The organism is Frigidibacter sp. MR17.14, from assembly GCF_037095735.1.
GTDB lineage: Bacteria > Pseudomonadota > Alphaproteobacteria > Rhodobacterales > Rhodobacteraceae > Frigidibacter.
Genome location: NZ_JBAWKD010000012.1, coordinates 39,371 through 51,692, shown reverse-complemented (window position 1 = coordinate 51,692; position 12,322 = coordinate 39,371). Strand labels below are relative to the sequence as shown.

At 70.7% G+C, this 12,322-nt stretch carries 12 protein-coding genes; 2 read left to right on the top strand and 10 right to left on the bottom strand.

What is annotated here, in order from left to right; all coding sequences use genetic code 11:
* Window positions 1–56: 56 nt before the first annotated feature.
* The 4 genes from V8J36_RS19630 to V8J36_RS19615 all read right to left on the bottom strand — a co-directional run bounded on the left by V8J36_RS19630 (window position 57) and on the right by V8J36_RS19615 (window position 3,274).
* Window positions 57–386: a MucR family transcriptional regulator gene (locus tag V8J36_RS19630; RefSeq protein ID WP_336469017.1), complete on the bottom strand. Its 330-nt coding sequence runs from the start codon at window positions 384–386 to the stop codon at window positions 57–59.
* 103 nt (window positions 387–489) lie between these two features.
* Window positions 490–1,230, bottom strand: a complete 741-nt coding sequence (locus V8J36_RS19625) for an SDR family NAD(P)-dependent oxidoreductase (protein ID WP_336469016.1) — start codon at window positions 1,228–1,230, stop codon at window positions 490–492.
* Complete coding sequence (locus V8J36_RS19620; protein ID WP_336469015.1) at window positions 1,227–1,985, bottom strand: DUF1365 domain-containing protein; 759 nt, start codon at window positions 1,983–1,985, stop codon at window positions 1,227–1,229. The genes V8J36_RS19625 and V8J36_RS19620 overlap by 4 nt, the downstream gene beginning before the upstream one ends.
* A complete protein-coding gene (locus tag V8J36_RS19615) occupies window positions 1,982–3,274 on the bottom strand; it encodes an NAD(P)/FAD-dependent oxidoreductase (RefSeq protein ID WP_336469014.1) in 1,293 nt (430 codons plus the stop codon). The genes V8J36_RS19620 and V8J36_RS19615 overlap by 4 nt, the downstream gene beginning before the upstream one ends.
* A 312-nt stretch (window positions 3,275–3,586) precedes the next feature.
* Between V8J36_RS19615 and V8J36_RS19610 the strand changes: the two genes are divergently transcribed.
* Together V8J36_RS19610 and V8J36_RS19605 are read left to right on the top strand one after the other, a co-directional pair.
* Complete coding sequence (locus V8J36_RS19610; RefSeq protein WP_336469013.1) at window positions 3,587–4,093, top strand: sigma-70 family RNA polymerase sigma factor; 507 nt, start codon at window positions 3,587–3,589, stop codon at window positions 4,091–4,093.
* A 5-nt stretch (window positions 4,094–4,098) separates the two neighbouring features.
* Window positions 4,099–4,740 (top strand): ChrR family anti-sigma-E factor, encoded by a 642-nt coding sequence (locus tag V8J36_RS19605; RefSeq protein ID WP_336469012.1) that lies wholly within the window; start codon window positions 4,099–4,101, stop codon window positions 4,738–4,740.
* On the opposite strand, the gene mutL is transcribed toward V8J36_RS19605, so the two are convergent.
* The 6 genes from mutL to purH all read right to left on the bottom strand — a co-directional run bounded on the left by mutL (window position 4,737) and on the right by purH (window position 12,308).
* Complete coding sequence (gene mutL / locus V8J36_RS19600; protein WP_336469011.1) at window positions 4,737–6,602, bottom strand: DNA mismatch repair endonuclease MutL; 1,866 nt, start codon at window positions 6,600–6,602, stop codon at window positions 4,737–4,739. The genes V8J36_RS19605 and mutL overlap by 4 nt on opposite strands.
* A gap of 62 nt (window positions 6,603–6,664) precedes the next feature.
* Window positions 6,665–7,993 carry a M16 family metallopeptidase gene (locus tag V8J36_RS19595; protein WP_336469010.1) on the bottom strand — a complete coding sequence of 443 codons (1,329 nt, stop codon included), beginning with the start codon at window positions 7,991–7,993 and terminating at the stop codon, window positions 6,665–6,667.
* On the bottom strand, window positions 7,990–9,396 hold the full coding sequence (locus tag V8J36_RS19590) for a M16 family metallopeptidase (RefSeq protein WP_336469009.1): 1,407 nt from the start codon (window positions 9,394–9,396) through the stop codon (window positions 7,990–7,992). Before V8J36_RS19590 ends, V8J36_RS19595 begins: the two co-directional genes overlap by 4 nt.
* Before the next feature lie 161 nt (window positions 9,397–9,557).
* Window positions 9,558–10,115 (bottom strand): DUF3035 domain-containing protein, encoded by a 558-nt coding sequence (locus tag V8J36_RS19585; RefSeq protein WP_442902513.1) that lies wholly within the window; start codon window positions 10,113–10,115, stop codon window positions 9,558–9,560.
* Window positions 10,116–10,210: 95 nt separating this feature from the next.
* Window positions 10,211–10,702: a signal peptidase II gene (lspA, locus tag V8J36_RS19580; protein WP_336469008.1), complete on the bottom strand. Its 492-nt coding sequence runs from the start codon at window positions 10,700–10,702 to the stop codon at window positions 10,211–10,213.
* Between the two features lie 19 nt (window positions 10,703–10,721).
* Window positions 10,722–12,308, bottom strand: a complete 1,587-nt coding sequence (gene purH, locus V8J36_RS19575; RefSeq protein ID WP_336469007.1) for a bifunctional phosphoribosylaminoimidazolecarboxamide formyltransferase/IMP cyclohydrolase — start codon at window positions 12,306–12,308, stop codon at window positions 10,722–10,724.
* Between the last annotated feature and the right edge of the window lie 14 nt (window positions 12,309–12,322).

Below are 12,322 nucleotides of genomic sequence, written 5' to 3'. Positions count from 1 at the left end.
GCGTTCTGCCCGGCCGACAAGATCTAGCATGTATTTCAAGAATTGCGAATGCATGGTCATCGCAAAACGTCAGATCGCGCCGCATCCGTCGCGGTTTTTGCCACATGTCGGCGGTGTTCATAGGCCGGGGCCACCATCGGATAGCTCTCCGGCAGCCCCCAGCGCCGCCGGTATTCGGCCGGCGTTAGCCCGAAACGCCGCGCCAGATGGCTGCCCAGCAGCACCACGCGCTCGCCGGATTCAAGGCAGACAAGGTGATCCGCGGCAATGCTGCGCTCGACCGCGACCGCGGGCCGCGGGCGCACCCGGTCCGTCGTGCCGGATCGCCATCCGGACCGCCAGTGACCGACATACCGGCCGAGCCTATGAAGAAACGTCATCCCCATGCGCCGGACCATAGAAGCGCGAAGATTAAAACAGCGTCTAAATTTTGCCAGATTTTGCCCGCGACAAGGAAACGACCGGCAATCTTTACTTTCTTTTCAACATTCAGCCGAACAGACGGTCCCACAGCGGGTCCGGCAACAGCCGGCCCCAGCGGAAGACCTTCGAAAAGCCTGCCGGGAAGTCGCAGCGGAACCGCCCGCTGCGCAGATGCGCCAGCATCCGGGCCGCGGCCTCTTCGGGCTCCATCAGCCCCGGCATCCGGAAATCGTTCTGCGCCGTCAGCCGGGTGCGGATGAAGCCCGGGTTTGCCAGCTGCACCCGCACGCCCGTGCCGCGCAGGTCGATGCGCAGCCCCTCGGCCAGCGACATCACCCCGGCTTTCGAGGCAGCATAGCCCACCGCCCCCGGCAACCCGCGATAGCCCGACAGCGATCCGGTCAAGAGCACCCGCCCCTGCCCCCGCGCCAGCATCGGCGGCAGGGCATGGCCCAGAACCCGCAGGCAGCCGGCCAGATTGACCTCGGCCATCGCCGCGGCCTTCTCCGGCTCGATCGCGGTGCCCTTCATCGGCCAATAGACGCCCGCCAGCCAGACCAGCCCGTCGACCGCCCCCACTGCCGCCGCGGCACTGGCCACCGACGACGCGTCGGTCACGTCCATCGCCTGCACCGCGTGCCGCCCCGGCAGCGTCGCGGCCAGATCGTGCAGCCGATCCCCGCCCCGCGCCGACAGCACCAGCTCGGCCCCTTGCGCCGCCATCTGCGCCGCCAGCGCCCGGCCGAGCCCTTCGCTCGCGCCGACCAGCCACCAGCGCCGCCCGCGGATCGGGTCCGCGCCGCTCATCGGCTCACCTCGGCCGAGGGCGGCTCGGGCCGCGGGCGATAGCGCGCGCCCTTCCCCCACAGCCGCAGCGCCTGCCAATGGATCAGCGCCAGCACCCGGCGCGAACCGAAGGGCCGGCGCAGCATCGCCGCCGCCAGCCCCGCGCGCGTCAGCGCCCGCCGCCTCCCGCTGAAACTGGCATAGAGCCCGCCGCCCGCGGTGACGTAGTCGATGAAGATCCCGACCCGGTCCTCGGCGATGTCGAAGCGGAAGACATAGCCGCCCGAGACGTCCTGGAAGGGCGAGACATGGAAGACCTTGCGCGCCCGCAGCCGGTCCTCGCGGGTGATCGGCCCGCCGTCCTCGCGCAGGCACAGGTAGCTGTGCCGGTCGCCGAAGGTGTTCGACACCTCGGCCACCACCGCCCGCAGCGCCCCGGCGCCGTCGCGCGCCAGCCAGAACGACACCGGATTGAACACATGGCCCCACAGACGGGCCTGCGCGATCAGCCCGATCGTCAGCCCATCGATGTCCACGCCCTCGGCCGCCAGCACCTCGCGCAGCCAGACCGCCCCCCGCCCCGCGCCCGGCGGCCCGCCATGGTCGCGGTCGCGCAGGCAGACCGGCCCGCCTTTGCGCGAAAAGGGCCAGGGCGCCACGGCCTCGGCCTCCATGTCCGGGATCAGAAGATAGTCGAAGCCGTGGCGAAACCCGTGCGCAGGCCCGCCCCGCCGGCCGTGGTAGGTCTGGCCCGCGATATGCTCGACCCGGTTCACGCCGCCGCCAGCGCGCGCGGGCGGGCAAGCCCCTCGACCACCGCCTCGGCGCTGGCGAAGCCGTCCTCGTGGAAGCCGTCGCGCATCCAGGCGCCGCAATACCAGGTGTGGCGGGTGCCGTTCAGCGCCCGGATCCGCTCGCGCCCGCGCAGCGCCGCCAGGTCGTAGACCGGGTGGCGGAAGGTGGTCTGGTCATAGATCAGCTCGTCGCGCAGCGGCGTCACCCCGTTCAGCGTCACGAACAGCGGATCGTCCTCGGGGATGCCCTGCAGGCGGTTCATCCAGTAGGTCAGGTGGATGCGGTCGGGCCGGGCGCCGGGCGCCTCGGCATAGACCCAGCTCGACCAGGCCTGCCGCCGCCGCGGCATCGCCGCCGGATCGGCATGCAGCACCGCGGTGTTGGGCTGATAGCGCATCGCGCCCAACCCCTCGCGCTCGACGACCGAGGGGTCGGACAGCAGCGCCAGCGCCTCGTCGGAATGGCAGGCCATCACCAGCTCGTCGTAAGCCTCCCAGTCGCCGCCCGCGCAGCGGATCTCGGGCCCCTCCGCGCCGCGCCGCACCGCCTGCACCGGGGCGGCGGTGCGGATCTCGACGCCCCGCGCCCGCAGATCGGCCTCCAGGCGCCAGACATACTCGCGCGAGCCGCCCTTCACCGTCAGCCACTGGTGCTGGCCGGTGACCGACAGAAGCGCGTGATTGGCGAAGAAGCGCATCAGCGGCTGCGCCGGGAAATCGAGGATCCCCGCCACCGGCGTCGACCAAATCGCCCCCGACAGAGGCGTGATGTAATAGTCGCGGAACCACCGCCCCGTCCCCAGCCGGTCCAGCAGGCCGGAAATCGTCATCTCGGGCCGGTCGGCGGCGGCAAGACCGTTGCGGTTGAAATGCAGGATGTCGCGCAGCATCCGCCAATAGCGCGGATCGCCCAGCCGCCGGCGCTGGGTGAAAAGCGCGTTCAGGTCGCGCAGCCCGTATTCGAAGCGCCCGCCGTCGATCGAGGCGCCGAAGCTCATGTCGCTGTCGATGACAGGGACGCCCAGATCCTCGAACAGGCGCGTCAGCCGCGGGTAGTTCACCCGGTTGAAGACGATGAAGCCGGTGTCGACCGGCTGATCACCGCGCCGCCCGGCCAGCACCGTGCGCGCGTGTCCGCCCAGCCGCGGCGCGGCCTCGATCAGCGTGACCCGGTCGGTCGGGGCCAGCAGCCGCGCCGCCGCCATGCCGGAGATGCCGCCACCGATCACGGCGATGCGCCGGGGCGCGGTCTTGGGATAGTCGAAGGGCATCGCCGTCTCACCTCTCGGGGGGTCTTGTAAGGGGTTACGCCCCGGGGCGCGGGCCGGATCACCACGCCCGCCGGAAGATCCGCACCAGCATAACCGTCCGCCCCGGGTGATCCAGACCCGGCGGCGCGGCGTAGACCGGTCATGTTCACCGAACCCGCCCTTGCCGAGTTTGCGGATGCATCCGCCCCCGCGCCGTCCTATCCTCGGGCGGCGGGGCCCTCCTCCCCGCGCGGACGGAGGACAGCGGTGCCCCCCGGCGACGCTAAGAAGACAGCTTCCCCACCCTTGGGAACGCCGGACTGGGCGCCGGTGATGGCCGCGATCCGCGACCGCCGCGATGCCGCGGCCTTCGCGCGGCTCTTCGACCACTTCGCCCCGCGCATCAAGGGCTTCCTGATCAAGTCGGGCTCGGAACCCGGCGTGGCCGAGGACTGCGCGCAAGAGGTGATGGCGATCTGCTGGCACCGCGCGCATCTCTACGACCCCGCCCGCGCCTCGGTCGCGACCTGGATCTTCACCATCGCCCGCAACCGCCGCATCGACGGTTTGCGCCGCACCCGCCGGCCAGAGCCCGAGGATCTGCCCTGGGGCCCCGAGGCCGAACCCGACCCCGAAGAGGCGCTGGCCCTGCGCCAGGCCTCGGACGCGCTGACCGAGGCGATGACCCGTCTGCCAGAGGCGCAGCGGGCGCTGATCCTGCAGGCCTATTTCGCCGACCGCAGCCAGAGCGAGATCGCGGCCCAGACCGGCCTGCCGCTCGGCACCATCAAATCCCGGATCCGCCTGGCGCTGGCGCGCCTGCGCGCGGAAATGACGTGACAGCCATGACACCGATCGCCCATCACCTTCCCGACGACCTTCTTGCCGATTACGCCGCCGGCCGCTTGGCCGAACCCTTCGCGCTGGTCGTCGCCGCCCATGTGTCGCTCTGCGACGAGTGCCGCGCCGCGCTGGCCGCGCAAGAGGCCTTCGGGGGCGCGCTTCTGGAAACCGCCCCGCCCGTCGCGATGGCCCCGGGCGCGCTTCAGGCCGTTCTCGCCCGCGCCCCCGGGGCCGCGCCGATCCGCGTGGCGCCGACACCGGGCGCGGTGCTGCCCGCGCCCTTGCGCGACGCGGTGGGCGGCGACCTGGCCGCGGTGCGCTGGCGCCCGGTCGGCATGGGGGTGAAACAGGCCGTCGTGTCGTCCGGCCCCGGCGGCAGCGCCCGGCTGCTGTCGATCCCGCCCGGCGTCGCGATGCCGGAACACGGCCACCGCGGGCGCGAGGTCACGCTGGTCCTGCAGGGCGCCTATGCCGATGCCGAGGGGCGCTATGCCCGCGGCGATGTCGAGGCGGCCGGCGACGATTTGGAACACACGCCGGTCGCGGAACCGGGCGGGCCCTGCCTCTGCCTGATCGCGACCGATGCGCCGTTGCGCTTCCGCGGCCTGATTCCGCGGCTGCTGCAGCCTTTCATCGGGATCTAGCTGCGGCCGAACAGCCGCTCGATGTCCGACAGCTTCAGCTCGACATAGGTCGGCCGCCCGTGGTTGCACTGCCCCGACCCGGGCGTGGCCTCCATCTCGCGCAGCAGCGCGTTCATCTCCTCGACCCGCATCTGCCGGCCGGAGCGGACCGAACCGTGGCAGGCCATCCGGCTGAGCACCGCGTCGATCCGCGAGCGCAGCTTCGTGCTTTCGCCAAGATCCGACAGCTCGTCGAGGATGTCGCGCACCAGCCGCGCGGCATCGCAGCGGCCAAGCAGCGCCGGAACCTCGCGAACCGCGACCGCGCCGCCGCCGAAGGCCTCGATCCCCAGCCCCAGCCCGGCCAGATCCTCGGCATGGTCCAGAAGCAGCGCCGCCTCGCCGGGGCGCAGCTCGACGATCTCGGGGATCAGCAGCGCCTGCGCCGCGATCCCGCGCTCGGCCGCCTGCGCCTTCAGCCGTTCGTAGACCAGCCGCTCATGCGCGGCGTGCTGGTCGACGATGACGAAGCCGGCCTCGGTCTGGGAGACGATCCAGTTCTCGTGCAGCTGCGCCCGCGCCGCGCCCAGCGGGCGGCGCACCGCGGTCTCCTCGACCTCCGGCACCGGCGCCTCGAACCGGCCCGAGGCCTCGGCGAAGCCCTCGAAGACCTGCGCGGGAGGCTCGAAGGGCATCGCCGGCGGCGCCTGGAAGGCGAAGCTCGACCGCACCGCCCCGGCCGAGGGCCGATCCATCTGATAGACACGCGGCGCCGCGCCCGCTGGCGGCGCCTCGGGCCGCATCGCGCCCAGGGTCGCGCCCGCCACGGTCGAGGACGCCCGATGCCCCGCCGCCGCCAGCGCATGGCGCAGCCCCGACACGATCAGCCCGCGCGCCAGCCCCGGGTCACGGAACCGCACCTCGGCCTTGGCCGGATGCACGTTCACGTCGACCATCTGCGGATCGCAGGTCAGAAACAGCGCCGCCGCCGGATGCCGGTCGCGGCTGAGCACGTCCATATAGGCCGCCCGCAGCGCGCCGATCATCAGCTTGTCGCGCACCGGACGGTCGTTCACGAACAGGAACTGCTCGACCGCCGCGCCGCGCGAATAGGTCGGCAGCGCCGCGAAGCCGGTCAGCCGCAGCCCCTCGCGTTCGGCGTCGATCGGCAGCGCGTTGTCGGCGAAATCGCGGCCCAGCACCCGCGCCAGCCGCGCCGACAGCGCCTCGAACAGCTCGCCCTGCTCGGCCTCGGCGCGGAACACCTGCCGGTCGGCGGTCTCGTCGCGCAGGCTGAAGGCCACCCCCGGCGCGGCCATCGCCAGCCGGCGGATCACGTCGGCGACCGCCTGCCCCTCGGCCCGGTCGGTGCGCAGGAATTTCAGGCGCGCGGGCGTCGCGAAGAACAGGTCGCGCAGCTCGACCACGGTGCCCTTGGTCAGCGCCGCGGGCTTCACCCCTTCGTCCCGGCCCGCGGTCACCGCGATCCGCGCCGCCTCGTGCCCTTCGGCGCGCGAGGTGATCGTCAGCCGCGCCACCGACCCCAGCGAGGGCAGCGCCTCGCCCCGGAACCCGAAGCTGTGAATGTCGAGAAGGTCGCTGCCGTCGATCTTCGAGGTCGCATGCCGCGACAGCGCCAGCGGCAGATCCTCGGGCGTCATCCCGCAGCCGTCGTCGGTGACCCGGATCAGCCGCTTGCCACCCTCGGCGATCACCACCTCGATCCGCCGCGCCCCGGCGTCGAGCGCGTTCTCGACCAGCTCCTTCACTGCCGAGGCGGGGCGCTCCAGCACCTCGCCCGCGGCGATTCGGTTGATCGCCGCCTCGTCGAGCTGGCGGATCACCGGGCGATTTGAAGAGATATTGGGGGCATCAAGGCTCATGCCCCCAGATTTAGCAAAGCCGCCCGGATTCGCAAAGCCCGGGCGGCAGTCTTGGGCCGGCTTCAGTTCGACGCTTCCAGCCCCACCGGCTGCCCCGCCACCACGAAGCGCAGCCGCGCCGGATCGATGTACTCGGCCGCGACCCGCTTGATGTCCTCAAGGCTCACCGCCTCGATCTCGCCGTCGCGGGTCTTCAGATAGTCGGGCGTCAGGTGGTCGAGCTGCATCCCCAGCAGGATGTTGGCGATATTGGCATTGCCGTCGAAGCGCAGCGGGTAGGATCCCAGCAGGTAGGTCTTCGCCGCCGCCAGTTCCGCCTCGGTCACGCCGTTCTTCGCGATATCCGCCCAGACGTCGCGGACGACGCCCACCGCCTCGGCCACCTTCTCGTTCGAGGACGAGAAGCTGCCCTGCCATGTCTCCTGATGGTCGCGCGGCACGACATAGCTGTAGGCGCCATAGGTCAGGCCGCGCTTCTCGCGGACCTCCTCCATCAGCCGCGACGAGAAGCCGCCGCCGCCCATGATCTGGTTCAGCACATAGGCCGCGAAGAAGTCGGGATCGTCGCGCTTCATCCCCTTCTCGCCGAACATCACCACCGATTGCGGGGTGTCGAAGGGCACGATGGTGACGCCGCCGGTCAGGTCCATCGGCGCGCGGCCCGGCATCTCGGCCCCGGTCGCGGGCAGGTCGCCCACCAGCCGGTCGATCAGCTTGCCCAGATCCTCGGCCGAGATGTCGCCCGCGGCCGAAACCACGATGCGGTCGCGCGCCATCGTGCGGTCCTTGGCCGCCTGCAGGTCGGCGGCGGTCAGGCCGGTGACGCTGTCCTCGGTGCCGCTGATCGGCGTCGCATAGGGATGGTCGCCGAACGCGAGCGCGTCGAAGGCCTTGGCCGCCAGCGCCTCGGGATCGACGGCATCGGACTGGATGCCCGACAGCACCTGCCCGCGCACCCGTTCCAGCGCCTCGGCCCCGAAGGCGGGCTTGGCCAGCGCGCAATGCAGCAGCGCCGCGGCCTCGTCGCGGTTCTCGGTCAGCATCTTGGCCGAAACGCTCACGGTGTCGTCCGAGGCATCGAAGCTCATGCCCGCCGCCAGCGCCTCGCGCGCCTCGGCGAAGCCCTGCGAGGTCAGTGCGGCGCCGTCGTCCTGCGTGCAGCCCTCTTCGAGCATGCCGGCCATCAGGTTCACCGCGCCGCGCTTGCCGTCCTGATCAAGGCTCGCCCCGCCGCGGAACGCCATCTGGACCGACACGAAGGGCAGGGTGTGATCCTCGACCAGCCAGGCCTTGATGCCGCCGGGCGAAGTCACCTCGCGGATCTCGACATCGGCCAGCGCCGGCAGGGCAAGGCCGGCCATCAGCGCGGCGGAACACAGAACGCGGATCATTGCAGCACCTCGCCACCAGCCGCCGGAGCGGAGGCCGGAACCACCGCCTCCGCGGGCCCGGGTTTCTTCGTCAGCCAGCCGGTCACGGCATGGTCGCGGTTCAGCACGTCGCGCGCGGCGGCCATCACCTCGTCCTCGGTGACGGATTGCAGCACCTGTGGCCAGGCCTCGACATCGGCGATGGTCAGGCCCGAGGTCAGCGCCTCGCCGTATTTTCGCGCAAGGCCGCCGACGCTGTCCTTGGCATAGATGTCGCTGGCGCGGACCTGGGTCTTCACCCGCTCGAACTGCGCGGCATCGACGCCCTCGGCCAGAAACTCATCCAGTGCCTTGTCCATCGCGGCCTCGGCATCGGCCATCTCGACCCCCGGCAGCGGCATGATCACCACGCCGAAGGTCGTCGGATCCAGCGAGGTGCCGTCATAGAAGGCCGAGGTGTAGAGCGCCTTCTTCGCGCCGAACACCAGCTTGCGCCCCAGGACCGAGGTCTGCGCATCGCCGCCCAGCAGCTCGGCCAGAATCGCAAGCGCCGCGGCCTGCTTCTGGTCGCCCGCGTTGCGCTCGGGCGCAAGGTAGCTGCGCACCACATAGGGGCGCGAGACGCGCGGGTCCGCGAAGGTCACCCGCCGTTCGGCGATCTGCGGCGGCTCCTGCGGGCGGGCGCGCTCGGTCAGGCCTTGGGTGGGGGCGATGGGGCCGTAATATTTCTCGGCCAGCGCGCGCACCTCGTCCGGGGTGGCATCGCCCGCGACGATCAGCACCGCGTTGTTCGGCGCGTAGTAGGTGCGGTACCAGTCCAGCGCATCCTCGCGCGTCAGCCCCTCCATCTCGTGGCGCCAGCCGATGATCGGGATCCGGTAGTGGTGGTTCAGATACTGCGCCGCCTGCCGCTGTTCGGAAAAGAGCGCGCCGGGATCGTTGTCGATGCGCTGGCTGCGCTCTTCCAGGATCACCTGCCGCTCGGTGTCGACATCGCTTTCCGACAGGATCAGGCCGCGCATCCGGTCGGCCTCCATCTCCATCACCCGGTCGAGGTTGGCGGCCGAGACGCGCTGGAAATAGCCGGTGTAATCGGCGGTGGTGAAGGCGTTGTCGGACCCGCCCAGCTGCTCGACGATCTTCGAGAACTCCTTGGGACCGATCTTCTCGGTGCCCTTGAACATAAGGTGCTCGAGGAAATGCGCGATACCCGACTTGCCCGGCTGCTCGTCGGCGGCCCCGGCCTTGTAATAGATCATCTGGGTGACGGCCGGGGCGCGGTGATCCTCGATCACCAGCACCTGCAGCCCGTTCTCCAGCGTGAAATCGGTGACCTCTCCGGCCGCGGCGGCCAGCGGCAGACCCGCCACCGCCAGCACCAGCGCCGCACCGAACCGGCCAAGACCGAATTGCCTGAGCGCCATAGGGCGTCCTTTCCTCGGAAATCCTTGGATCAGGACGTTAGCGGCGGGCCCGGCGGGCGTCGAGACGGGCCACGGGGATGTGACAGGCCCCGAAAGCGAAGCCCCGCCGCGGCATCAACCGGGGCGGGGCCTGCGATCAGCTCCGGCTCACTTGGTCCGGCTCACTTGGTCTCGAGCGCGGCCGGCGGCGCGGTCACGGTGCGCACGCCGCGCGCCCGCCAGCGTTCCAGTTCCTCGGTCTGGTCGAGGCTCTGGTTCGAATAGGCCTTGTAATAGCGGTTCATGCCGAAGATCCGCTCGAGCAGGCGGCCGTTGTGCTCCTGCCGCCATTTCAGGTCTTCGGCGGCCAGCGTGCCGCGGATCGCCTCGGTACGGCCGAATCGGCTGGTCGCGCTGACGATGCCGGCGTCGGCTGCGGGAACGCCCGCGCCCGCCGCATCCGGACGTCCGCCCAGCGCGACGATGGCATCGGCTTCCGGGGTCGGATCGGTGATGTTCACCCCGCCCGGCGTCGGCGCCGGCAGGGCCGCATAGTCCTGCGGCATCTCCAGCGGTTTCGTCGGCAGGATCCCGAACTCGTCGGCACCCTCGCTGCGCAGGTTCATCAGGTTCGGCTTCTCGTCGCCGGCACAGGCCGTCAGCGCCAGAAGCGCCGTCAAGGCCAGCACGGTCCGGCCCGCGCGCATGCTTGCTTGGTGGTCGTCGCGCCGCGCCAGCATCGGCGATCTCCCCTGCCCGTCACGTCTCTTGCTGCCGGTTCCCGCCCCGGGGGGCGTTCGGTCTGAAAGGGTTCTAACCGATCGCTCCGGGCGCGTCACGGGGCTTCTCGCCGCTTTGCCGGGGGTTTGGCCTCGCCCGCGAACAGCACCAGCGCCAAAGCGCCGGCGAAGATCGCGATATCGGCGACATTGAAGGAATAGGGGTTCTGGAAGCCCGGAAGCCCCATGTTCAGGAAGTCGGCCACCGCGCCATAGAGAATGCGGTCGATCACGTTCCCGAGCGCGCCGCCGATCAAGAGCCCCGCCCCGATCCGCGCCAGCCGCCCGTGGCGGCTCTTGCCGATCCAGACCCAGACCCAGGCCGAGATGCCCAGCGCCAGCACGATCAGCCCCCAGCGCGCAACATCGGCCTCGTTCGACAGCAGACCGAAGTTCACGCCCTGGTTCCAGGCCATGCGGAACTGCAGCCAGGGCGGCAGGACGTCGATGGCGCCGACCTGGTCCAGTCGCATCCCGTGCACCACCGCGATCTTCGTCACCTGGTCCAGCAGGAAGACGACGGCCGCGGTCACGGCCACGGGTTTCATGCCGCGCGCCACCCGTGCCTCAGTGCCGGAAGTGGCGCATGCCGGTGAAGACCATCGCGATCCCGGCCTCGTCGGCGGCGGCGATCACGTCGGCGTCGCGCATCGAGCCGCCGGGCTGGATCACCGCCAGCGCGCCGGCCTCGGCCGCGGTCAGCAGGCCGTCGGGGAAGGGGAAGAACGCGTCGGACGCGACGACGCAGCCCTTGGTCAGCGGCGCATCGAGGCCCAGCGCCTCGGCCATGTCCTCGGCCTTGCGGGCGGCGATCCGGGTGCTGTCCACGCGGCTCATCTGCCCCGCGCCGACGCCGACGGTCGCGCCGTCCTTCACATAGATGATCGCGTTCGACTTGACGTGCTTGGCGACCTTCCAGGCGAAGAGCAGGTCATCCATCTGCGCCTCGGTCGGGGCCTTCTTCGTCACGACCTTCAGATCGTCGCGGGTCAGCCGGCCGTTGTCCTTGCCCTGCACCAGCATGCCGCCGGCGACCTGGCGGTAGGTCAGGATCTCGGCCTTCGGATCGGGCAGCGCGCCGGTCACCAGCAGCCGCAGGTTCTTCTTCGCGGCGAAGATCGCGATGGCGTCGTCATCGGCCTCGGGCGCGATCACCACCTCGGTGAAGATCTTCACGATCTCTTCCGCCGTCGCCGCGTCCAGACGGCCGTTCAGCGCGACGATGCCGCCGAAGGCCGAGGTGCGGTCGCAGTCATAGGCGCGCTTGTAGGCCTCGAGCAGGCTTGAACCGGTCGCCACGCCGCAGGGGTTCGCGTGCTTGATGATCGCCACCGCCGGCTGGTCCGCGCCGAATTCGGCCACCAGTTCGAAGGCCGCGTCGGTGTCGTTGATGTTGTTGTAGGACAGTTCCTTGCCCTGCAGCTGCTTCGCGGTCGCGACGCCCGGGCGGCCGGTGCCGTCAAGGTAGAAGGCCGCCGACTGGTGCGGGTTCTCGCCATAGCGCAGGGTCTGGGCCAGCGTGCCGGCGAAGGCACGGCGGCGCGGGGTCGCCTGACCGATCGCGCCCGCCATCCAGGTCGACACGGCCGCGTCATAGGCGGCGGTGCGGGCGTAGGCGGTCTGCGCGAGCCGCTGGCGGAAGGCGAGCGAGGTCTTGTCGTCATTGGCATCGAGCTCCGCCAGCACGGCGGCATAGTCCTCGACATCGACCACGACGTTGACGAACAGGTGGTTCTTCGCCGCGGCGCGGATCATCGCCGGGCCGCCGATGTCGATGTTCTCGATGCAGTCGTCGTAGTCGGCGCCCTTCGCGACCGTCGCCTCGAACGGATAGAGGTTGACGACCAGGAGGTCGATCGGCGCGATCTCGTGCTGGGCCATCGCGGCCTGATGCTCTTCATTGTCGCGCAGGGCCAGCAGGCCGCCATGCACCTTCGGGTGCAGCGTCTTGACCCGGCCGTCCATCATCTCGGGGAAGCCCGTCACGTCGGCCACGTCGGTGACCGGCAGCCCCGCCTCGCGCAGCATCTTCGAGGTGCCGCCCGTCGACAGCAGCTCGACCCCGCGGGCGGACAACGCCCGGGCGAAATCGAGAAGCCCGGTCTTGTCGGACACCGAGAGAAGCGCGCGGGAGATCGGAAGCAGATCGGTCATGCGGGGGGCCACCC

Bases quoted from the DNA above. Each gene is read 5' to 3' on its own strand.
- V8J36_RS19630 (WP_336469017.1), bottom strand. From the start codon at position 386: ATGGGGATGACGTTTCTTCATAGGCTCGGCCGGTATGTCGGTCACTGG.
- V8J36_RS19625 (WP_336469016.1), bottom strand. From the start codon at position 1,230: ATGAGCGGCGCGGACCCGATCCGCGGGCGGCGCTGGTGGCTGGTCGGC.
- V8J36_RS19615 (WP_336469014.1), bottom strand. From the start codon at position 3,274: ATGCCCTTCGACTATCCCAAGACCGCGCCCCGGCGCATCGCCGTGATC.
- V8J36_RS19610 (WP_336469013.1), top strand. From the start codon at position 3,587: ATGGCCGCGATCCGCGACCGCCGCGATGCCGCGGCCTTCGCGCGGCTC.
- V8J36_RS19605 (WP_336469012.1), top strand. From the start codon at position 4,099: ATGACACCGATCGCCCATCACCTTCCCGACGACCTTCTTGCCGATTAC.
- mutL (WP_336469011.1), bottom strand. From the start codon at position 6,602: ATGAGCCTTGATGCCCCCAATATCTCTTCAAATCGCCCGGTGATCCGC.
- V8J36_RS19595 (WP_336469010.1), bottom strand. From the start codon at position 7,993: ATGATCCGCGTTCTGTGTTCCGCCGCGCTGATGGCCGGCCTTGCCCTG.
- V8J36_RS19590 (WP_336469009.1), bottom strand. From the start codon at position 9,396: ATGGCGCTCAGGCAATTCGGTCTTGGCCGGTTCGGTGCGGCGCTGGTG.
- V8J36_RS19585 (WP_442902513.1), bottom strand. From the start codon at position 10,115: ATGCTGGCGCGGCGCGACGACCACCAAGCAAGCATGCGCGCGGGCCGG.
- lspA (WP_336469008.1), bottom strand. From the start codon at position 10,702: ATGAAACCCGTGGCCGTGACCGCGGCCGTCGTCTTCCTGCTGGACCAG.
- purH (WP_336469007.1), bottom strand. From the start codon at position 12,308: ATGACCGATCTGCTTCCGATCTCCCGCGCGCTTCTCTCGGTGTCCGAC.